This window comes from Pseudomonas marginalis, assembly GCF_900105325.1.
Taxonomy (GTDB): Bacteria; Pseudomonadota; Gammaproteobacteria; order Pseudomonadales; family Pseudomonadaceae; genus Aquipseudomonas; species Aquipseudomonas marginalis.
Genome location: NZ_FNSU01000004.1, coordinates 693,119 through 711,405, shown reverse-complemented (window position 1 = coordinate 711,405; position 18,287 = coordinate 693,119). Strand labels below are relative to the sequence as shown.

The window sequence follows — 18,287 nt, the reverse complement described above, 5'->3', positions numbered from 1 at the left end:
AGTCAGCTATCTGACTCGCTGCGTGGAAGGCTCACCTTTCCTGGGCCTGCGTCAATTGGATGAGCGCGATCTTCATTGAATATTTCCGTTAGTAAAGCGTTGGCTCGTTTGTAAGCGTCGTACTTGAATTCGGTATCGTCCTCGGGCTGAGCGGCCATCTCTTCTAGCATTTCCAAGTTCAGGCGACGGAATCGATCCGCACGCTCACGAGCTTCGTAGCGTCCTATCCCGAGTTGCTCCAAAGCCCTGCGCCCCAGGGACAATGCGCTTTCAAATGTCTCTCGCTCGACTTCTTCCACACCCATCTGACGTAGGGTAATGATGTGCCCCATATCTCGAGCGCGCACCACCAGTTTTAGGGATGGAAAATGCTCCTGGGCCAACTTGGTCAGTGCCAGGTTATCGTCCTGATTATCGATGGCGTTGATCAGCACCACGGCTTGAGCAGCGCCCGCTGCGTGCAGTAAGTCGAGGCGGGTGGCATCCCCGTAGAACACCTTCACCCCGAACTTTCGCAGTGTCTCGATGTGGTCGGGATCATGATCCAATACCACGACTTCAAAACCACAAGACATCAGCAGTCGCCCAGCGATCTGCCCGAATCGACCGAAGCCAGCAATGATGACCCGAGGGTTGCTTTGATCAATGGTGTCCGATTCCTCGCTGCCCTGTTTGCTCGAAGACTCCAGATGATTGAGCAAAAGGATCAGCAGTGGCGTTACACACATGGACAGCGCCACCGCCAACGTCAGGCTTTTACCCCAAGGGTCTACCAGGATGCCGGCGACGGTCGCTGCGCCAAATACTACAAAGGCAAACTCACTTCCCTGTCCAAGGAACACCGCCTGCCATGAGCGCTGATCACTTGGGACATTCAGGAAGCGCCCCAGGAGCTTGATCACGAGCAGCTTGATCAGGATAAAGCCCAAGGTCAGAGTGATGACTTTCAGCGGCGAATCGATCAGCGTTCCGAAGTCAATCGACATGCCTACGCCGATGAAGAACAGACCCAGCAATAGTCCTTTGAAGGGTTCAATATCGCTTTCCAGAGCGTGGCGATATTCCGAGCTGGCCAAGAGAACGCCGGCCAGGAAGGCGCCCATGGCCATGGATAAGCCGGCCTCTTCCAACAAGAGACCGAACCCGAACACTAGGAACAGTGCGACGGCACTGAAGATTTCCCTCAAGCCGGAGCGCGCTACAAAGCGAAGGACAGGGCGAGATACGTATTGGCCCAGGAGAACCACTGCGACAATCGCTCCGACGATTTTTGCGATGGACAGGGCCAACTCTGCACCTGAGGGCGTACCACCATTTGCGGCCAGCAGTGGGATCATGGCCACTAGGGGAATCGCCGCGATGTCCTGGAAAAGCAACACGGCAAAACTGCTGCGACCCACTGCGGTGGAGTTCATGTTTCGCTCGGTCATGGCCTGCATCGCGATAGCAGTCGAGGACAGGCTTAACGTCAGCCCTACCAGCAGCGCAGCCGTCCAGTTCAAGCCAAGTGCAGCGCAAAATATTGCGATGGCCGCACCGCATGCCAGCATCTGCAAAGCGCCACCGCCGAACACCATGCGGCGCATGGCCCAAAGGCGTTTGGGGTCGAGTTCGAGGCCAATGATGAACAGCATCAACACCACGCCGATTTCAGCAAAGTGCAGGATGGACTCGACGTCGGTCACAAGCTTCAAACCCCATGGGCCGATAAGGCAGCCGGCTATTAGGTAGCCTAGAACCGGGCCAAGCCCTAACCGAACGGCGATTGGGACTATCAAGGCAGCTGAGCCCAGGTAGATCAGCATTTCAATCAGACTGTGAGTGTCCATTCAATCTTCCTTCCATGACGTCAGGCGTTCGCCATAAATACGGATCTGCTTGAGCAGTGCGGTTTGATCTGCTCTGTAAGCGCCATGGACTGCAACTGGGCTTAGCCAATGCATCCCGCAGTAACTCGCCGTTGCCTGAAGGGGCTGAGACAGCACGGCAAAACCTGGGTAGTCGCCGCCTTCAAAATGATCATGCTCTCCACCGGTAGTCACGGCCCACAGCAGTTTTTTGTTTTTCAAAGCAGTGCCACCCGCGCCGTAGGCCCAGCCCTGAGTGAAGACCTTATCGATCCACAGCTTCAAGAGAGGTGGGTAGCTATACCAGTACAGAGGGTGTTGCAGAACGAGGAGATCTGCCTGTTCTACAGCCCTCTGCTCAGCTTCAACGTCAATATTGAAATCGGGGTACAGGTCGTACAGCGAACGGATTGCGACATCGGGATTGTTGGCTGCCAGCGTGAGCATCAACATGTTGACGTTAGATTTATCAGGGTAAGGATGGGCGTAAATGATCAGAATCACGGAGTAGTCCCCACAAACCTGGCGTTCTTTAAGAACGGAAAAAGCTCCCTGTTCGTTGAGCATAACCGCACTCAACGAACAGGGAGCTAATGACCTGAAGGAGAAGCCTTACTGACTGGCTTGCAGCTTCAATACTTCCTGCGCGGTCACAGGTTTGCCACCAATACCCCAGTCTCCACTTTTCACCTCTTCGAAAATGACCCACGTGAGGGCGCGCATGTTTTCGCCTTCAACCGACACCATAGCGTCAGTCACTTTGCGAATCACTTCAGCCTTTTGTTCGTCGGAAAAAACGCCTTCAATACCTTTGATAGTCACGAGTGGCATGGTGTTCTCCTAAATGTTTGGGATGGGATATCAGGCTTTGGCCGCTGCGTATTCCGGATAGTCGGTGTAGCCCTTATCAATCGAACCGCTTACGCCGTAGTAGGTCGCGCGATCACCCTCGGCCAATGGCCAATTGTTCTGCATGCGCTCTACCAGATCAGGGTTGGCAATGTAGGCAGTGCCGAAGGCAATGAGATCTAGCTCGCCTTTGGCCAGTTCAGACTCTGCGATCTCTTTTGTGAAGCCGCCCGCAGCCATCAAGGTGCCCTTGTATGCTTCACGGAACGCAGCGCCGAAACCTGGTGGCGTTTGCGCGGCGAGGATGGTCGGTTGGTAGTTCAGGTGAACAAATGCCAGCTCTCTTTCGTTGAGGGCAGCCGCCATACTCATCCAGGTTTCTTCTTCGCCCTCGTACACACCGAAGTCATACAGTCGACCAAACGGAGAGAAGCGCACACCGATCTTCGATCCGCCGATTTCAGCAGCAATCGCATCAATCGTTTCCAGCAGGAAACGCTGACGGTTGGCGATAGAACCGCCGTACTGATCAGTACGAGTGTTCAGGGCGCTGCTCAGGAATTGGTCGAATAGGAAGCCGTTGGCTGCCATGATTTCGATACCGTCAAAGCCGGCGTCCATGGCCATCCGTGCGGACTTCACGAAGTCAGCGATGACGCGTTTCACTTCTTCAGTTTCCAGCGCACGTGGAGCGCTGGGCTGCACCGGGCCAGCTTTGCCAGGTTCGATCCAGGCATACACCGTGGTGTCCACCGCAGGCACCTTGCCCGAGGAGACCGGCACTATGCCGTGTACCGAGGTGTGGGACATACGGCCTACGTGCCAGAGCTGCGCAAAAATCTTCCCGCCCTTGGCGTGCACCGCGTCAGTCACTTTGCGCCAGCCTGGCAAATGCACATCTTCGTAAATGCCTGGGGTATAAAGATAGCCGCGAGCCTCATCGGAAATAGGCAGGCCCTCGGTAATCAGCAAGCCGGCAGAAGCTCGTTGTGCGTAGTAAAGCGCGTTGGATTCATTCGGAATGTTGTTCAAGGTTCGGGTGCGAGTCATGGGGGCCATGACAACGCGGTTTTTCAAAGGAGTACCGGCTAGATCGTAAGGAGTGAACAGCTTATTCATGATTAATCTCGACGTCGTTAAGGGTTGAATTCGGCGTTTGAGTTAGGACTTGTCGAACGCGTCGAGTACGTGGGTGCTGTAAACCATCGCAGCACCTGCATTCATGTTGATGGCCACACCCAATGCTTCGGCGACCTCTTCACTGGTTACACCGAGCTTCTTGGCTTCAGCAGCGTGGAAGGCAATACAACCATCGCAGCGGGTCGTTACGGCCACAGCAAGGGAGATGAGCTCGCGAGTCTTGGCGTCCAGATGGTTGGTTTTCCCACCGGCGGCCCCGAGTGCGGCCATGCCCTTCATTGTTTCCGGCGACAGGCCGTTGAGCTCTACCAAACGAGCATTGATGTCTTTGCGGGTTTGCTTCCAATCTTGCATGGGATTCTCACAGGGATAGCGTTGGTTGCACGAATTTAAAATCTGCAATAAAGCTACCATCCAGTTGGTAGGCTTTCAACGACCCTGTGTTGATTTTTAATATCAATGCAATCGAATGAACAGTTTCTTGCTCGAAATCTCGGAGGTTTTTCCAGAGTTCACTCTGAATCAATAGGTGAGCGTTCCTAAAAGCTCTCAGGTTTTCGAATGTGGCATAAAGCTCGCCGATCCACACAGAAATGACGATCTGCTTTGGGAAAGCAGGTTGGCGTGCAGCGCTAGGATGGGCCATCTCGTACGCGTGCCGGCTCCTCTGCTGCTATGAGAGCCTGAGCAATAGACACGGATCCGGAAAAACTTTAGCTTGATCAAACATGGATCAACGGAGCGGAAACGGGATGAAAGACTCTTTTTCCAAGCGCAACGGATTTCATAGCACCCAAGAGAGTGAAATCACCATCAGGGAGGATGCGCCAGAGGAGCTACGAGGGTATTTGGTTCAACTGGCCTACGAGTGCGGATTCAAGCCCTCAGGCCTGCGGGCCATTCTTTGTAAAGCCCTAAAAAAACAGCCCGACCCGAATAACTGGAGCGAATTTCCCAACGTTGACTGGGAGGTGAACAATCTTCTCCAAGAATGTAAGTGGTACAAAGTTTATGACGTAATCGAACGCATCCAGGCCGACTTGGGTCAGCACAACTACAACCCGGATACGTACGAACATTTTCACACCGAGTTGAATGACTATTTCGTAGAGAATGGCATTGGTTGGAAGCTTGCAGATGGCCTGGTCGAAATTCGTGGCCCGGAGTCATTCGAAGTCATCGTAAAGAATGCTAGGGAGACAGAGAGCGAATACGGTCATGTGACAGCGGGTAAGGAGCTGCACGAAGCAATAGGTGATCTCTCCCGTCGTCCCTCTCCTGATCCAACAGGTGCCATTCAACATGCTATGGCATCATTAGAGTGTGTTGCCCGAGAAGTCACTGGTGATGTCAAAGCGAATCTGGGTGACATCCTCAAACGCCACAACACCATCATTCCTCCCCCACTGGATCAGGCTGTAGCGAAGGCTTGGGGTTACGCATCTGAAAATGGTCGGCACATACGCGAAGGACGAGAGCCGTCGTTCAACGAGGCTGAGTTGATAGTTGGCCTATGTGCCTCTCTCGGTAATTACCTCATTAAAAGTGCACAGGCGGACGCCCCCGATTGAGCAAAGGATGATGATTTCCATCCATGCTAATGGGCGCGACCGTCACTGCAAAACTCGTGGAGTGAAATGGTGCTGACCCCGTGAAAGACGAAGGAACTCCCGCAGGCTCGCACGCCCATTACCGCGCTGAAACGTGGCTAGCACATAGCGAGAATTCTCGGTCGTCATCACCCAAAACCTGCCTTCACGCTCGACTCTGATCACATCAGAAGTCCGAATCAGATGACCATCACCAAACCGCCCATATTGGTCTTTACGGTTGTGACCAAAAACTACGCCGATGCCAGCACGAGCCTTTATGGATACTCCGCAGAGATAGGCTGTTATCGGTTTGTCGAAGCCTTGCGCTTGTGCTTTTAGGATTCGTGCGAGATCGAAATCCGTATGTCGTTTTCCATGAAAATTCACATCCAGAGTGTTCAGCATAATTGCGCTCCTTTCGCAGCCCGTATGGCGTTACCAGGAAATCCGCACGGAAACATCTGCGCTGATATCGTGCGGGATTCTTGGTAAATCTCAGGCTGTACGAATCATGTTCGCGTGATAGATCGGACGAAGATTGCTCAGCACATCAGTGTTGAAGCCAGGTTGGTGAGAGCTGTGGTATTTGGAGCCGGTCTCCACCTCCAGCAGGCACACAACACACTCGTTTTGGTCTTCACCAAGCGTCACTTTGGTCAGTTTCTCCATCCGCCAAACTCCCGTGCCATTCATGTGGGCAGGTGTGACTACTTGCACCTCTGTGATGATCGTCTCCGCGTCCTGGGCAATCAGTAGTTGCTGAAGCCGTGGTTCGCTGTCGATCATCAGAACCGCCTCTGAAATTCTGTCCTCGTACATGGCCTGGACAGTTACGTGATACCAGTGATTACGAAGCACTTTGGATACCTGATGCCATTGGTATTGACCCTCACCGAACATGCCCGGTAGGCCCAGCATGTCGGCGTCGTGTGTTCTAAACATCGTATGTCCTTGGCCTGAAGGGGCTCCGATATAGAGCGCAGGTTAGAAGAGGGAGAAAACGTCTTTCAGGCTTGCGAGCTGTTCATGACCAGGGCCAATCAATACGTAAACAGAGTTTCTGGTCTCGAACGCAACACCGTCGTGGAGACCGGTGCACATGCTTGAACGAACCCAATCGCCGCGTTCGAAACGGCCTTGGCTGTCCTCGGCCACGTTGTGAGCAAACAGGATCATCGGGAGCTGGCCCGCTGCACGGCATTTGAAGAGTTCGTCGCGGGTGACTTCAATGCGAAATATTGTCCAATCTCGAACCAAGCAGTAAGGCTTTTCGGGAAAACGTTGGTTCGCCAGCGCTCGTGCATCAGAGCTGCTCGACAGGCCTTCCAGTGGTGTACGTGGCCCCTTCATAAAGTCAGGTTCTACGACGCTAGCCATAAGGCCTCCCCTCAGTAATTAACATCAAATTGACAATTCAACCCTCTCTCCCCGCCGCTCACGATGGCTTGGCTGATCCACGACAGGGCTGCTTTTTCGTGGCCGTGGCGCATGGGCAAAGCTATTAAACCTCTAGATAAGTCCCAAGGCAATCATAACGAACCTGATTAGGCGTGTTATGACGCTGCTAGGTGTGGCTTTATCCTCGGATTTGGTTGGGGAAAATACCGATGGATGCGGCAGAAGCACTGGCTGTCGTGGTTCGTGGAATTCGCAGAGGCCAAGGTCTGTCCCAAGAGGACATCAACAACCTTGGGCGCTCTCATTTCAGCCGTATAGAGCGCGGAGAAGTCAGTATTGGACTCGACGTCCTGGTGAGGCTCGCCGGGATCCTAGACCTCGATCCGGCTACGCTCCTGCTGATGGCGACCTCCATGCAAAATCAAGAGTCATTCAAGGACGGCCAGAAACGTCTTACGAAGCAACTCGCAAGAATTAGGAAGGCAGGGATCGATCTTGAGATTGAGTCGCAGGCTCGAACTGGAAAGCCACGTCCTGGGCGGCCAGCTCGTCCTGATGCGGCTAGAAATGCTATTGAGGCCAATCGATTGAAGCAGTGGGGAATTTCTGTTGCTGAGATCGCGGAAAGGTTGGGGCTTTCTGAAGCGACTGTTCGTAGGTATTTGAAAACAACCAAGCCCGAACAGCCGTGACTTTTGAATGACCAGCACTAGGCTGAAAATGTCCCAAGAAGGTTTGCTGTGGAAGATTGCTCTGCAACACCTTGGCCCCGTAGGGCTTCATCACAGTGTTGTCGAACTATGGACAAAGGCAGAGCCGCGAGACCGCGCAACCGTTGAGTACCTGGAAAGTCTTCACATTGGCAATGACGTGCTGAATATACTGAGAATTGCCCAAGTATATGTCGGTGCGGTAGTACCTTACAGGCCGCTAGAGCCAGACAGAATCGCGATCTACTCCGCTCACGCCGAGCATCTTGCCGACAAGTTGTTGCGGGCCATGCCTGTCGAAAAGCTGCCGCCCAGCTTGAAGGGTGCCAGGCTTGAGGTCGATCTAGGAATGTAGGTCGAGCGCCGGGTGATTCATACACGCTTCCAGAGGACACGCTGGAGCAGCCATCCTAGTAGAATTTGTCGAGCTGATTACCGCCCCCTTTGAGATGTTCTATGAACTCTGAACTAACTGAAGAAGAAATGCGACGTGCTCTTTTCGGTACGCCTCAGCCCGAGGAGCAGATGCCTGCTCCTGTAGCAGAGGAGCCAGTGGAAGAAGTTGTGCTCGCGAAATCGGTGGTCGCTCCAGCAGCCAAGAAGAAAACGGCAAAAGCATTCACGCCCAGGCTGAGGGTCACGTTACGCGTTGGAAACGAGTTTGAAGGGAAACTGGTCGAGTTGATTCACGAGGCTGATACGTTGAGCTCATTGCTTGCTGAGCAGGAGGCTGTGAAGGCTGCTAGGAAGAAGTACAAGTACGTGGAAGTGGTATCGGTTAAATCCATGTAAATGCGCGCCAAATGACCTAGTCGTGCAAAGGGTCGGCCCGTACATGGATCATTGATCAAACATCTTGCCTAGCCTAAAGGGCATTCAGATCGCTTGCATGCAGCTGCTCTTGATGCCTCTTGATGCCATTGGCGCTGATGCTATAGGATCAGATCAGGAGATGGCATTCCTCCTTTAACCGCCTTCGTGCTGATGATGCCTACGTGAACCCTGGACAGGGTGCGTAGGTGTGTCTCCCTGTCCTCCAATTTAGGACAGGATATGATCTTACCCTTCGAGTCTCCCTTTCTTCTCTGCGCCTGCCTTCTGCCTGTTATTCCATTCAGGTTTGATGAGGTGGTCTCGCCATGATGAAGTCATTAATCATCATTGCCGTTGGCGCTTCACTTGGAGCCTGGTTGCGTTGGCTCTTGGGGATGAAGCTGAATGCTCTGTTCCCAACGATTCCTCCAGGCACTGTGGTCGCGAACATGGTTGGGGGTTACATCATCGGCTTGGCCATCGCCTTCCTGGCCGCATCTCCGACCCTAAGCCCTGAGTGGCGTCTCCTAATCATCACGGGTTTCTGTGGTGGGCTTACCACCTTCTCCACATTTTCAGCCGAAACGGTTGCCTTGATTCAGGAAGGCAGACTGCTATGGGCGCTCGGGTCAATTTCGTTGCACGTCTTAGGTTCGTTAGCGATGACCGCTGCCGGGCTTCTGTCCTACCAAATGATTGGTACTCGCTGAGGAGATAGAAATGAAAGGCTATATGGTCGTTTTCTTCACCCAACAAAACCATCGTTATCAGGGAAAAATGCTGGGCGAATGGATAGTCGACGTGGCTAAAGAAATGGGGTTACGCGGCGCCACGCTCTGCACCGGAATAGAAGGGTTTGGGCACACCGGAAAACTGCACTCATCACATTTTTTTGAGCTGGCGGATCAACCCACGGAGATTCGCTTGGCAATCACGGAAGATGAGGCCGAACGATTGTTCAAACGACTGGACTCTGAGGAAATATCGGTATTTTTCACGAAGACGCCAATCGAGATGGGCACTCTTGGAAAAACGCCTTCCAGTTCAGCCCCTTCCACAACTTCGGAGCTATGAACATGAGCTACACGGACATTCCGGCTGGTAACGCGATCCCCGATGACTTTTTCACCGTTATCGAGATTCCTGCAAACCACTCGCCGATTAAGTACGAGGTGGACAAGCCAAGTGGGCAGATCTTTGTCGACCGCTTCCTCAGCACGCCGATGTTCTACCCGGCCAACTACGGGTTTATCCCGAACACGCTGAGCGACGATGGTGATCCGCTGGACGTCCTGGTGGTTTGCCCTTATCCCGTCTCACCTGGCGTTGTCATCCGCAGTCGCCCGGTTGGTGTGATGTACATGACTGACGAAGCCGGAGCGGATGCCAAGGTGATCGCAGTGCCTCATGAAAAACTCAGCTCGATGTACAGCGATGTAAAGGAGTGCTCAGACCTCCCTGCGTTACTCCTCGCACAGATTCAGCATTTCTTCGAAAACTACAAGGCGTTAGAGCCGGGTAAATGGGTGAAGATGGGCCGCTGGGGGAGCGCAGATGAAGCGCGGGAAGAAATTCGCAAGTCGGTAGCTGCGTATATTCCCGAATAGCTCTTCCGCCAATCTGAATCCAGCCGGGAGTCGCACTGAGGGGCGCGTCATTTGTAATTGGCCTCTCAGCCGCCCGGAACATCAAATATCGATAGAATCATGCGCATGGAAAAATGGGGGCAGACGGTAGCAGACGCTGTAGCTGCACGAGTCGCTGGAATTCGTCCACATCGGCACATTTTCGGAGGTAGGCTTCAAATTTGGAAAATGGCACGACGTCGGCTACTGGCGACTCGGCCTGTGCCAGGCGACTCCGCCACTGGAGCCAATTATTTTTCCTGAGCTTGAAGCCGCATCACAGTAGGCGCACTCGAATTTTCGGCGCGAGCTATTAGGCTCCGCCCGTGAGAAAGCTTTGCACTTGCTTGACTACATCCCGAGCAGTGCGGGTTACGCCAATCAATGTTGCAGAAGCGAGCCCTGTCCAATCGCCATAACCCACCAGCCACAAATTGGGTGACGCAACACTCCGGTTTTCGTCCACAGCCACTTTTCCATCCCGGCCTACAATGCCTAGGTTGCTCAGGTGGTCGAGCGCTGGAGAAAACCCTGTGCACCAGATGACAACGTCCACCTTCGTCTCAATTCCCGATGACCACACGACACCCGTTGAGGTGAAGTGCGTGAATGGCCGTACCGCGTTCAGCACGCCGCGTTCGCGAGCGTCCTTTACGGACGGCACCATCACAATGTCTCCCAGCCCTCCAACGGGTTGCTGAGGCTCCACGCCATCCTGTTGCGCCTTCAATCGAGCAGTAGCTCGTTCGAACAGGACGCGCCCATCAACCTCATCAGGTAGAAATTTTGGGGCTTCTTGAGTTACCCAGACTGCCTGAGCCACTTTGGAAACCTCGGCGTAAACCTGGGCCCCCGAGTTGCCACCACCCACGACAAGGACGGTTTTTCCCTCAACCTCATTCGGCCCAACGTAATGAGCTGAATGAAGCTGCTGCCCTACGAACAAGTCCTGTCCGGGATAGCTTGGGGTAAATGGGTGGCTCCAAGTGCCTGTTGCACTGATAACCGCTTTGGCATCCCAGCTTCTATCTCCGGAGACCACGCGCAACCCGTCTTCGATTTTCTCGACACGAGTTACCCGCGTGGATCGTATAATGGGAAAGTCATATCGGCGCTCGTACAGAGTCAGATAGTCGATAACATCATCACGGTGAGGCGTTTCTTCTGATACTGCTGGCATCGGCCAGCCCGCAATCGAGCTCCATGCCGATGGAGAAAAGAGTCGCAGCGAATCCCAGCCATGCCGCCAGGCTCCTCCAGGGGCCGACTCGGCATCGAGCAGCACGTAAGACAAGCCTGACCGCTTCAAAAAATAGGAGACTGTCAGCGCGGACTGGCCACCACCAATGACCACAACATCAAGTTTCGAATTCTGACTCACCAGCATCCTCCAGGCTCAATCGAGGCACCTCACCGTCGTCGTATCAGACTCTGCGACCGTGCTCATCAATGACCACTTGGCCATCCTCTTTGACGAAACTCCCACGCTGCTCTCGCGGTAACAAATCGAGCACAGCTTCTGACGGACGACACAAACGCGTCCCTAAAGGCGTCACGACGATGGGGCGATTGATCAGAATGGGGTGAGCCATCATGGCATCGATGAGCTGGTCATCAGTAAGTGACGTATCGCCCAGTCCCAGCTCCTCGTAAGGAGTGCCTTTGATACGAAGGAGGGCCCGCACCTCGATACCCATATCCTTGATCAACCTGACAAGCGTGGTGCGGTCAGGTGGGGCCTGTAGGTACTCGATAACAGTCGGCTCTTCTCCGCTGTTGCGGATCAGTTCTAAGGTATTGCGAGAGGTTCCACATTGCGTGTTGTGATAGATCGTTATCTGACTCATATGGTTTCCTCGCGGTCGCGTTAAATGGAGCGCTGATTGACGCGCTTGGACAGCTCTTCAGCGGACTCTTTACGCTCGGAGTAGCGATCAACCAAGTAGCCCTGGCGACCCCGCAACAGTAGCGTGAACTTCATTAGCTCTTCCATCACGTCCACCAGTCGGTCGTAGTACGAGGAAGGCTTCATACGGCCTGCCTCGTCGAACTCGGTGAACGCCTTGGCCACCGAAGATTGATTTGGGATGGTGAACATGCGCATCCACCGCCCCAATACCCGTAGTTGGTTGACCACGTTGAAAGATTGCGAGCCGCCACAGACCTGCATTACTGCAAGGGTCTTTCCTTGCGTAGGTCGAACAGCACCAATCGCAAGCGGAACCCAGTCGATCTGGGCCTTGAATACTGCGCTCATGGATCCGTGCCGTTCAGGCGAACACCACACCTGTCCTTCAGACCATTGCATGAGTTCGCGCAATTCCGCGACTTTGGGATGTGTATCCGGAGCATCGTCCGGCAGCGGCAAACCCGAGGGATCGAAGATTTTGGTTTCGGCGCCAAACTCCTCCAACAAGCGGGCTGCTTCCTGAGTCACCAACCGGCTGAAAGAGCGCTCTCGCGTCGATCCATACAGAAGCAAGATTCGAGGCTTATGGAGTGACGGTGTACGCGGCTCTAGTTGCTCCAACGAAGGAATGTCGATCAGGTCGGCGTGTAAGTTCGGCAATGTGTCTTGCATATAAACTCCTACGGCGGCGCCAGGTTGGGCATCGCCTCGGTTGATCTTTAAAGCGAACCGATGCGATTCAGTTCAGCTTTCAACTGTTCAGCGCTGATGGTCTTCAGTGGCAGCGCAAGAAATGCGCTCACGCGCTCGTGAATTTTGGCGAGTGTGGTTTCAAACGCTGCAGTGATCTCGGCTTCCGACCCGCTAGCGTCAGACGGGTCGGCCAGACCCCAATGCGCCTTCAAAGCTGGCCCAAAGAAGATTGGGCATGCCTCACCCGCTGCCCGGTCACAGACAGTGATCACGATGTCTGGAGGCGAACCTTCAAAAGCGTCCGAAGCCTTGCTGCTCAAGCCCGCAGTGGAGATACCCGCCGCCTCCAGCGTTTGCAATGCCAGTTGATTCACCCGGCCACTGGGAAAGCTTCCTGAGCTGACGGCTTCTACACCCTCAGGCGCCAAGTGGTTGAAAAGCGCCTCGGACAGAATGCTGCGGCAGCTGTTGTGGGTGCACATGAACAAGACTTTCATCAGACGATTCCTTGATTCAAAAACTGAGGCGCAGTGCCAGGGCGGACAATGTGGCGACGAGGATGGGCACGGTCAGCACGATCCCGGTCTTGAAGTAGTAACCCCAACTGATCGTTATATTTTTCCGGGCGAGCACGTGCAGCCACAACAGAGTTGCCAAGCTCCCAATTGGGGTGATCTTCGGGCCCAGGTCGCAGCCGATGATGTTGGCGTAAACCATCGCTTGCTGGACAACACCATCGACTTCGGCGGCATGAATGGATAAGGCGCCTACCAGAACGGTGGGCATGTTGTTCATGATCGAAGACAGCAACGCTGTCAGCAGCCCTGTACCAAGGGACGCGCCCCAAACGCCATAACCGGCGAACACGTTCAGGATCTGCGCGATGTGGTCGGTCAGGCCGGCGTTCTTCAGGCCATAAACAACCAGGTACATACCCAAAGAAAAAATCACCACCTGCCATGGCGCCTCTTTGAGCACCTTGCTTGTATTGATGGCGTGACCACGAGCCGCGATGACGTAAAGAATGAATGCACAGACCGCTGCAATGGCACTGATTGGCACCCCCAATGGCTCAATGACAAAGAAGCCGATCAGTAGTAGTGCCAGCACCCACCAACCGGCTACAAAAGTGGCCCGGTCGTGGATCGCCTCGTCCGGATTGTCCAGTTGGTTGAGGTCATAGGTCTTTGGTAGATCTTTGCGGAAAAACCACAGCAACATGGCTAATGTCGCCGCCACGCTGACGATGTTTACCGGCACCATGATCGAAGCATATTCGTTGAAGCCGATATCGAAGTAGTCGGCAGAAACGATGTTTACCAGGTTGGAAACCACCAGCGGTAAGCTCGCCGTATCGGCGATAAAACCGGCTGCCATGACGAATGCCAAAGTAGCCGCAGGAGAAAAACGCAACGCCAACAACATCGCGATCACAATGGGTGTGAGGATCAATGCTGCTCCATCATTGGCGAACAGGGCCGACACCGCTGCGCCCAGCAGGACGATAAATGCGAAGAGCTTGCGGGTGCTCCCACCTCCCCATCGGGCCACATGCAGCGCAGCCCACTTGAAAAAACCTGCCTCATCAAGCAGCAGACTAATGATGATGACCGCGATGAAAGTCCCAGTGGCATTCCAGACAATGCGCCAAACCTCTGGTATGTCGGCAAGGGTAACGACACCTGCCAGCAACGCCACGATGGCACCGAACATCGCACTCCAGCCAACCCCCAGCCCCTTGGGCTGCCAGATGACAAGGACGATGGTGGCGATAAAGATCAATACGGCAATCAGCATTTCATTAATCCGGTTGGGCGTGAATCAGCTACACACGGCTTGGTTGATCGGACGGTCGTTCATGCCGCAGAGGCGCTTAGCCTCGGTTTCCAGCCATTGCTGATTGGCGTCTACCACTTCCTTCAAAACTGCCGTCACCCACTCGGGCAAATCAGGATTCAGTCGGTAATACACCCATTGGCCTTGGCGACGATCCAACAGCAAACCGGCGGAGCGCAGCAGCGCCAAATGACGAGAAATCTTCGGCTGACTCAGGTCGAGTGCTGCCGTTAGCTCGCAGACACACAGCTCACCTTCACTCACGACAAGCAGCGAAATTTTTGCTCGGGTGTCATCCGCCAGGCACTTGAATAAGGTGGTGGGGTTCATGGGTTCTGTCACAGATCCTCCAGGTCTTTGGTCTTGACCAAAACGAAGAGCTTGATGCGCTCGTGGATGTCGTGGAGCGTGTGGCGAAATGCGCCAGGATCATCGCTGGTTACTGGGTCAGGAAAATCCCAGGCAATGACTTCACCTGCATTGGGCATTGGTAGGCACTCGCTTGCGGATTTATCACAAAGAGTGATTACGTAATCGAATCGATCAGCTTGAAATTCGCTGATGGACTTGCTGCGCAGGCCCGTTGCATCGACTCCAACAGCCTCCAATGCCTGAGTTGTGTGCGGATCAACCTCAGACGGTTCAGATCCTGCGCTGAAGGCCTCGAAGCGCGGGTCGGTGTGCCGCAGCAAAGCCTCTGCAAGCAGGGAGCGGGCTGAGTTGGCAACGCACACGAAAAGCACTTTGATAGCAGGGCTCATGGTGGAACGCGATGCATATGGAAAATCGAATATACGCTTTGGCGAATATTCGGTAAAGCGAATATGATAGCTGCTGCTTCGGCTTGAGCCGTGACAGCTCCTACAAAGCGGCACAAAGGAGATAAGGGGATGGGCAAGGAGATGATGATCCAGGCAACGAAAATAGCCGGAGGGCAGTCGCAGCGCTTTCGCGATGCGCTGAAATCTGCTGACCTTCCAGCAGACGATATTGATCTTCCAGGCCGAACCTTTTTTGAGTTCACACAGGATAGTGAGACGGTCGCATGGGGAGGTTTCGAAACGCATGGTACGGACGGGTTGCTGCGTTCCCTGGTCGTAGTCTCGACATACAGATCGAAAGGGGTCGGTGTCGCGGTGCTTAAGATCATTGAAGCGAAAGCCGCCGAGCAGGGAATCGCTCGATTTCATTTGCTGACAACAACAGCGTCAGGCTTTTTTGAGCAACAGGGCTATGCAGTAAATCAACGAGGCTCAGCGCCACCTCTGATTTCTCAAACGGAGCAGTTCAGGGGGCTTTGCCCTGGCTCGGCTTGCTACATGTGCAAAGCGTTATCTGCGAATGCACGAAAATAGCTGATCACCTTGGTGATGGCTTTTAGCCTCGATGCCGGCTAGATTTGGAGTTTTCTACGATCAAGGAAGGATATGAAAAAGCTCATCGCAGTAATGGGTATCTGTGTCGCACTAGGCGGTTGCGCTACGTCCCACTACACCGCAGGACGAGACTTTCCGTCGGCCAGTGTAGCGAGCATCACCAAAGGCAAAACGACGACTACTGAGTTGAGGTCGCTGTTCGGTGAGCCCTACGCCAAGAGCGCAGTCAGCGAGTCTGACGAGAAGTGGGTTTATACCTACACAAACGGCTCAGCCCATGCCCAAAGCTACGTGGTCACCATGAAGGTGACGACTACGGGCACTCAGAAAACGCTCGACGTTTTGATCCGTAATGACGTGGTCATCAACTACACGTTCAGCGAAGGCCCAGCTCCAGGCACTACCACTGCGACGAACTAAGTTCGCCACCTTGCCATTGGGCGACCCACCGCGCTCAGTACGTTGTTGATGGAGCAAGCTCATGGACAGAACATATGCCTTCGTGGATGAGTCCGGGAATTCCGACCTTGATACGTCAAAGGGAGGAAGCTCAGGCTTCTTCATCGTGTGCTCCATTCTGGTGGCAGAGAAAGACCTGGAAGCTGCTTATGCCCAAGCTGAAGCACTCCGCATGCGTCATTTTCAAACAGGCGAGATCAAATCCAGCAATCTGAAGCCCAAGGATTCAGATCGCCGTGCCCGAATCCTCAACGAGCTAGCTGAGCTGCCATTCAGGCTCTATTTCACCATCGTTGATAAGTCCCAAATTCGCAAAGACGGTGGCCTTCGTTTCAAGACCTCATTCATAAAATATGTGAATGGGTTGCTCTATGAACGTTTGTTCCGCGCATACCCAGACCTCCAGATGATCGTAGACGAGCATGGTGGCCAGGAATTTCAGGAGAGCCTCAAAAGCTACGTTGCAGAACGATTCATGGACGACCTATTTGGCGATAAGGATGCGTTCCAGACGATGGCCAGTAAGGACAACGTTTTGGTTCAGGTTGCAGATTTCTTCGCTGGATCAGTCGCTCAGATCTACGAAGAGAAAGCATCGGAAGAAGCAGTTCTTGCCTACAAAAAGATTCTACGAAGCCTGACCCTTGGAATGCTTGAGTGGCCATCCAAGTACCAGTCTCTTCTGCCGCCGCCGACGGATGAATTTGGGTACGCTGACTACCAGGTACACCAAGAAGCTCTCCGGCAGGCTGACCTTTTTAGCGAACGGGCTGGTGAGCATCCTAATGAGGATGAGCGCCTGCAGCTGAGCATCTTGCGGTTCTTGAGATTCCAAAGCGAATTCGTCACTAAAGACTACGTGCCAACCGCAGAAATAGTCGGCCACCTAAAAGATAGCGGCTTCGGAGATATCAACGACCAGAGGATCCGCTCCAGCGGCATCGCCAAGCTTCGCGATTCGAACGTGATCATCACAAGCGCTGCCAAGGGCTACAAGATTCCTCAGACACGGGCTGATATCAACGAGTTTCTCGAAAGGGCGGCGGGCATTGTTATTCCTCTACTGGAACGGGTCAAAAAGGCTCGAGAGGTGTATCGGCTGAGTAGTCGAGGAGAATATGACATCGTGACGGCAGCCAACCTGGCTGAGCTTGCCAAGCTGCTCACTGCGCTCGAGGCGTTTGCAGATGACTGAACTCAGTCATGGCAACGAACCTCAGCAGGCTGCATTGATCCAGGACGAAATCCTAGAGACCTTGAAAGAAGCCAAAGTGCTTGCGCGTAGATTCTATCGCTTGACCGGCAAGCCGCTGGGCGTGACAGGCGAGGTCGCAGAGTACGAAGCTGCTACTAGACTCGGCCTGTTACTACATCCTGCAAGGCAGGCAGGTTACGACGCTACAGAGACGCTGGAAGATGGCGTCGCGAGAATCCAGATAAAGGGGCGATGTATCCTGAACCCGCAAAAGATTACGGGGCTTATGGGTGCAATTGATCTACGACAGTCCTTCGATACTGTGCTACTGGTGTTGCTTGATTCTGAGTTCAACGCATTTGCGATGTACGAAGCGACTCGTGCCAAGGTAGAGGTAGCACTGACCTTGCCTGGGTCGAAAGCCAGAAATGAACGGGGAGCGCTGGCGATTAGGCAATTCATGTCGATAGCTGCGTTGCGCTGGGCTCGTCATGAGGCCAGCGAATCAGAGAATCTACTTCCCTCCTAGAGTCGAGCGCTAGTGGTACGTTGCACTGAGATACATATTTAATGTCCCCAATAAGGCACATTAACCATCATTTTTGGGCTTAATGGCCCTATTTGGGTACATTACGGTGAGCGGCGGATGCAGCCCACAACTACGATAACTCTATTGCAGTTGCGGCCAAATGATCGTCTGATAATTGCAGCAAGCCTCCGTGTGTACCAATCGAAAGCAGGACGTCGCATTGCTTAGTGGATGCGAGACCTGAGCGTCATTCGTGCTCAGGTCGCACCTCACCGAACCAAACGACACCAGACCGAAGCATTACTGCAAGGTACGG

At 53.8% G+C, this 18,287-nt stretch carries 26 protein-coding genes and 1 riboswitch; of the genes, 10 read left to right on the top strand and 16 right to left on the bottom strand.

The genetic code is table 11. The features are described 5' to 3' along the window. Nucleotides 1-2: 2 nt before the first annotated feature. The 6 genes from kefC to BLW22_RS33800 all read right to left on the bottom strand — a co-directional run bounded on the left by kefC (nucleotide 3) and on the right by BLW22_RS33800 (nucleotide 4,482). A complete protein-coding gene (gene kefC / locus BLW22_RS33825; protein ID WP_074848743.1) occupies nucleotides 3-1,829 on the bottom strand; it encodes a glutathione-regulated potassium-efflux system protein KefC in 1,827 nt (608 codons plus the stop codon). Next, the gene (gene kefF / locus BLW22_RS33820) at nucleotides 1,830-2,351 is read right to left on the bottom strand and encodes a glutathione-regulated potassium-efflux system oxidoreductase KefF (protein WP_074848782.1); all 522 of its coding nucleotides are present in this window, start codon (nucleotides 2,349-2,351) and stop codon (nucleotides 1,830-1,832) included. 108 nt (nucleotides 2,352-2,459) lie between these two features. Continuing rightward, a complete protein-coding gene (locus tag BLW22_RS33815) occupies nucleotides 2,460-2,678 on the bottom strand; it encodes a tautomerase family protein (RefSeq protein WP_074848741.1) in 219 nt (72 codons plus the stop codon). Between the two features lie 30 nt (nucleotides 2,679-2,708). Then, nucleotides 2,709-3,815: an alkene reductase gene (locus BLW22_RS33810; protein ID WP_074848739.1), complete on the bottom strand. Its 1,107-nt coding sequence runs from the start codon at nucleotides 3,813-3,815 to the stop codon at nucleotides 2,709-2,711. A 42-nt stretch (nucleotides 3,816-3,857) separates the two neighbouring features. Beyond that, nucleotides 3,858-4,190 carry a carboxymuconolactone decarboxylase family protein gene (locus BLW22_RS33805; protein WP_074848737.1) on the bottom strand — a complete coding sequence of 111 codons (333 nt, stop codon included), beginning with the start codon at nucleotides 4,188-4,190 and terminating at the stop codon, nucleotides 3,858-3,860. Between the two features lie 7 nt (nucleotides 4,191-4,197). Continuing rightward, nucleotides 4,198-4,482, bottom strand: coding sequence for a hypothetical protein (locus BLW22_RS33800; RefSeq protein ID WP_074848735.1), 285 nt, complete (start codon nucleotides 4,480-4,482; stop codon nucleotides 4,198-4,200). Between the two features lie 106 nt (nucleotides 4,483-4,588). Between BLW22_RS33800 and BLW22_RS33795 the strand changes: the two genes are divergently transcribed. Continuing rightward, nucleotides 4,589-5,407: an AbiJ-NTD4 domain-containing protein gene (locus BLW22_RS33795; protein WP_074848733.1), complete on the top strand. Its 819-nt coding sequence runs from the start codon at nucleotides 4,589-4,591 to the stop codon at nucleotides 5,405-5,407. A 42-nt stretch (nucleotides 5,408-5,449) separates the two neighbouring features. On the opposite strand, the gene BLW22_RS33790 is transcribed toward BLW22_RS33795, so the two are convergent. The 3 genes from BLW22_RS33790 to BLW22_RS33780 all read right to left on the bottom strand — a co-directional run bounded on the left by BLW22_RS33790 (nucleotide 5,450) and on the right by BLW22_RS33780 (nucleotide 6,805). Further along, nucleotides 5,450-5,833, bottom strand: a complete 384-nt coding sequence (locus tag BLW22_RS33790; protein WP_074848732.1) for a hypothetical protein — start codon at nucleotides 5,831-5,833, stop codon at nucleotides 5,450-5,452. 90 nt (nucleotides 5,834-5,923) lie between these two features. Further along, nucleotides 5,924-6,370: a hypothetical protein gene (locus tag BLW22_RS33785; protein ID WP_074848730.1), complete on the bottom strand. Its 447-nt coding sequence runs from the start codon at nucleotides 6,368-6,370 to the stop codon at nucleotides 5,924-5,926. Nucleotides 6,371-6,412: 42 nt separating this feature from the next. After that, nucleotides 6,413-6,805 carry a DUF6957 family protein gene (locus tag BLW22_RS33780; protein WP_074848728.1) on the bottom strand — a complete coding sequence of 131 codons (393 nt, stop codon included), beginning with the start codon at nucleotides 6,803-6,805 and terminating at the stop codon, nucleotides 6,413-6,415. Nucleotides 6,806-7,035: 230 nt separating this feature from the next. Between BLW22_RS33780 and BLW22_RS33775 the strand changes: the two genes are divergently transcribed. From BLW22_RS33775 to ppa, 5 genes are all read left to right on the top strand, one after another. Next, nucleotides 7,036-7,518 carry a helix-turn-helix domain-containing protein gene (locus BLW22_RS33775; RefSeq protein ID WP_074848726.1) on the top strand — a complete coding sequence of 161 codons (483 nt, stop codon included), beginning with the start codon at nucleotides 7,036-7,038 and terminating at the stop codon, nucleotides 7,516-7,518. A gap of 474 nt (nucleotides 7,519-7,992) precedes the next feature. Next, the gene (locus BLW22_RS33765; RefSeq protein WP_074848722.1) at nucleotides 7,993-8,328 is read left to right on the top strand and encodes a hypothetical protein; all 336 of its coding nucleotides are present in this window, start codon (nucleotides 7,993-7,995) and stop codon (nucleotides 8,326-8,328) included. A 147-nt stretch (nucleotides 8,329-8,475) separates the two neighbouring features. Next, a riboswitch (Fluoride riboswitch) is annotated at nucleotides 8,476-8,537 on the top strand. A gap of 138 nt (nucleotides 8,538-8,675) precedes the next feature. Beyond that, nucleotides 8,676-9,059, top strand: coding sequence for a fluoride efflux transporter CrcB (gene crcB, locus BLW22_RS33760; RefSeq protein WP_074848719.1), 384 nt, complete (start codon nucleotides 8,676-8,678; stop codon nucleotides 9,057-9,059). Between the two features lie 10 nt (nucleotides 9,060-9,069). Then, a complete protein-coding gene (locus tag BLW22_RS33755; RefSeq protein WP_074848717.1) occupies nucleotides 9,070-9,423 on the top strand; it encodes a DUF190 domain-containing protein in 354 nt (117 codons plus the stop codon). Nucleotides 9,424-9,425: 2 nt separating this feature from the next. Next, nucleotides 9,426-9,956 (top strand): inorganic diphosphatase, encoded by a 531-nt coding sequence (gene ppa, locus BLW22_RS33750; protein WP_074848716.1) that lies wholly within the window; start codon nucleotides 9,426-9,428, stop codon nucleotides 9,954-9,956. Between the two features lie 331 nt (nucleotides 9,957-10,287). Here the strand turns inward: ppa and BLW22_RS33740 are convergent, their stop codons facing one another. Genes BLW22_RS33740 through BLW22_RS33710 form a run of 7 tightly spaced genes read right to left on the bottom strand, consistent with a single transcriptional unit; the run spans nucleotide 10,288 to nucleotide 15,173 of the window. Next, on the bottom strand, nucleotides 10,288-11,361 hold the full coding sequence (locus BLW22_RS33740; protein WP_074848714.1) for an ArsO family NAD(P)H-dependent flavin-containing monooxygenase: 1,074 nt from the start codon (nucleotides 11,359-11,361) through the stop codon (nucleotides 10,288-10,290). A gap of 37 nt (nucleotides 11,362-11,398) precedes the next feature. Beyond that, nucleotides 11,399-11,821: an arsenate reductase (glutaredoxin) gene (arsC, locus tag BLW22_RS33735; protein WP_074848712.1), complete on the bottom strand. Its 423-nt coding sequence runs from the start codon at nucleotides 11,819-11,821 to the stop codon at nucleotides 11,399-11,401. A 20-nt stretch (nucleotides 11,822-11,841) separates the two neighbouring features. Further along, a complete protein-coding gene (gene arsH / locus BLW22_RS33730) occupies nucleotides 11,842-12,555 on the bottom strand; it encodes an arsenical resistance protein ArsH (RefSeq protein WP_074848710.1) in 714 nt (237 codons plus the stop codon). Nucleotides 12,556-12,602: 47 nt separating this feature from the next. Next, nucleotides 12,603-13,073: an arsenate reductase ArsC gene (locus BLW22_RS33725; RefSeq protein ID WP_074848708.1), complete on the bottom strand. Its 471-nt coding sequence runs from the start codon at nucleotides 13,071-13,073 to the stop codon at nucleotides 12,603-12,605. A gap of 16 nt (nucleotides 13,074-13,089) precedes the next feature. Continuing rightward, nucleotides 13,090-14,373: an arsenic transporter gene (locus BLW22_RS33720; protein ID WP_007247284.1), complete on the bottom strand. Its 1,284-nt coding sequence runs from the start codon at nucleotides 14,371-14,373 to the stop codon at nucleotides 13,090-13,092. 24 nt (nucleotides 14,374-14,397) lie between these two features. Then, on the bottom strand, nucleotides 14,398-14,742 hold the full coding sequence (locus tag BLW22_RS33715) for a metalloregulator ArsR/SmtB family transcription factor (RefSeq protein ID WP_162844282.1): 345 nt from the start codon (nucleotides 14,740-14,742) through the stop codon (nucleotides 14,398-14,400). 8 nt (nucleotides 14,743-14,750) lie between these two features. Beyond that, on the bottom strand, nucleotides 14,751-15,173 hold the full coding sequence (locus BLW22_RS33710) for an arsenate reductase ArsC (protein WP_074848704.1): 423 nt from the start codon (nucleotides 15,171-15,173) through the stop codon (nucleotides 14,751-14,753). Between the two features lie 129 nt (nucleotides 15,174-15,302). On the opposite strand from BLW22_RS33710, the gene arsN2 reads away from it, so the two are divergent. The 4 genes from arsN2 to BLW22_RS33690 all read left to right on the top strand — a co-directional run bounded on the left by arsN2 (nucleotide 15,303) and on the right by BLW22_RS33690 (nucleotide 17,971). After that, entirely contained in the window at nucleotides 15,303-15,767 is a 465-nt protein-coding gene (gene arsN2 / locus BLW22_RS33705) for an arsenic resistance N-acetyltransferase ArsN2 (RefSeq protein ID WP_074848702.1), read from the top strand. A gap of 72 nt (nucleotides 15,768-15,839) precedes the next feature. Further along, a complete protein-coding gene (locus BLW22_RS33700; protein WP_074848699.1) occupies nucleotides 15,840-16,208 on the top strand; it encodes a hypothetical protein in 369 nt (122 codons plus the stop codon). 61 nt (nucleotides 16,209-16,269) lie between these two features. Continuing rightward, nucleotides 16,270-17,442 (top strand): DUF3800 domain-containing protein, encoded by a 1,173-nt coding sequence (locus tag BLW22_RS33695; protein WP_074848697.1) that lies wholly within the window; start codon nucleotides 16,270-16,272, stop codon nucleotides 17,440-17,442. Beyond that, entirely contained in the window at nucleotides 17,435-17,971 is a 537-nt protein-coding gene (locus BLW22_RS33690; RefSeq protein ID WP_074848695.1) for a hypothetical protein, read from the top strand. The genes BLW22_RS33695 and BLW22_RS33690 overlap by 8 nt, the downstream gene beginning before the upstream one ends. Nucleotides 17,972-18,287 lie beyond the last annotated feature (316 nt).

Excerpts from the sequence above, each read along its gene's own strand:
- kefC (WP_074848743.1), bottom strand. The coding sequence starts at position 1,829 with ATGGACACTCACAGTCTGATTGAAATGCTGATCTACCTGGGCTCAGCT.
- BLW22_RS33815 (WP_074848741.1), bottom strand. The coding sequence starts at position 2,678 with ATGCCACTCGTGACTATCAAAGGTATTGAAGGCGTTTTTTCCGACGAA.
- BLW22_RS33810 (WP_074848739.1), bottom strand. The coding sequence starts at position 3,815 with ATGAATAAGCTGTTCACTCCTTACGATCTAGCCGGTACTCCTTTGAAA.
- BLW22_RS33805 (WP_074848737.1), bottom strand. The coding sequence starts at position 4,190 with ATGCAAGATTGGAAGCAAACCCGCAAAGACATCAATGCTCGTTTGGTA.
- BLW22_RS33800 (WP_074848735.1), bottom strand. The coding sequence starts at position 4,482 with ATGGCCCATCCTAGCGCTGCACGCCAACCTGCTTTCCCAAAGCAGATC.
- BLW22_RS33795 (WP_074848733.1), top strand. The coding sequence starts at position 4,589 with ATGAAAGACTCTTTTTCCAAGCGCAACGGATTTCATAGCACCCAAGAG.
- BLW22_RS33790 (WP_074848732.1), bottom strand. The coding sequence starts at position 5,833 with ATGCTGAACACTCTGGATGTGAATTTTCATGGAAAACGACATACGGAT.
- BLW22_RS33785 (WP_074848730.1), bottom strand. The coding sequence starts at position 6,370 with ATGTTTAGAACACACGACGCCGACATGCTGGGCCTACCGGGCATGTTC.
- BLW22_RS33780 (WP_074848728.1), bottom strand. The coding sequence starts at position 6,805 with ATGGCTAGCGTCGTAGAACCTGACTTTATGAAGGGGCCACGTACACCA.
- BLW22_RS33775 (WP_074848726.1), top strand. The coding sequence starts at position 7,036 with ATGGATGCGGCAGAAGCACTGGCTGTCGTGGTTCGTGGAATTCGCAGA.
- BLW22_RS33765 (WP_074848722.1), top strand. The coding sequence starts at position 7,993 with ATGAACTCTGAACTAACTGAAGAAGAAATGCGACGTGCTCTTTTCGGT.
- crcB (WP_074848719.1), top strand. The coding sequence starts at position 8,676 with ATGATGAAGTCATTAATCATCATTGCCGTTGGCGCTTCACTTGGAGCC.
- BLW22_RS33755 (WP_074848717.1), top strand. The coding sequence starts at position 9,070 with ATGAAAGGCTATATGGTCGTTTTCTTCACCCAACAAAACCATCGTTAT.
- ppa (WP_074848716.1), top strand. The coding sequence starts at position 9,426 with ATGAGCTACACGGACATTCCGGCTGGTAACGCGATCCCCGATGACTTT.
- BLW22_RS33740 (WP_074848714.1), bottom strand. The coding sequence starts at position 11,361 with ATGCTGGTGAGTCAGAATTCGAAACTTGATGTTGTGGTCATTGGTGGT.
- arsC (WP_074848712.1), bottom strand. The coding sequence starts at position 11,821 with ATGAGTCAGATAACGATCTATCACAACACGCAATGTGGAACCTCTCGC.
- arsH (WP_074848710.1), bottom strand. The coding sequence starts at position 12,555 with ATGCAAGACACATTGCCGAACTTACACGCCGACCTGATCGACATTCCT.
- BLW22_RS33725 (WP_074848708.1), bottom strand. The coding sequence starts at position 13,073 with ATGAAAGTCTTGTTCATGTGCACCCACAACAGCTGCCGCAGCATTCTG.
- BLW22_RS33720 (WP_007247284.1), bottom strand. The coding sequence starts at position 14,373 with ATGCTGATTGCCGTATTGATCTTTATCGCCACCATCGTCCTTGTCATC.
- BLW22_RS33715 (WP_162844282.1), bottom strand. The coding sequence starts at position 14,742 with ATGAACCCCACCACCTTATTCAAGTGCCTGGCGGATGACACCCGAGCA.
- BLW22_RS33710 (WP_074848704.1), bottom strand. The coding sequence starts at position 15,173 with ATGAGCCCTGCTATCAAAGTGCTTTTCGTGTGCGTTGCCAACTCAGCC.
- arsN2 (WP_074848702.1), top strand. The coding sequence starts at position 15,303 with ATGGGCAAGGAGATGATGATCCAGGCAACGAAAATAGCCGGAGGGCAG.
- BLW22_RS33700 (WP_074848699.1), top strand. The coding sequence starts at position 15,840 with ATGAAAAAGCTCATCGCAGTAATGGGTATCTGTGTCGCACTAGGCGGT.
- BLW22_RS33695 (WP_074848697.1), top strand. The coding sequence starts at position 16,270 with ATGGACAGAACATATGCCTTCGTGGATGAGTCCGGGAATTCCGACCTT.
- BLW22_RS33690 (WP_074848695.1), top strand. The coding sequence starts at position 17,435 with ATGACTGAACTCAGTCATGGCAACGAACCTCAGCAGGCTGCATTGATC.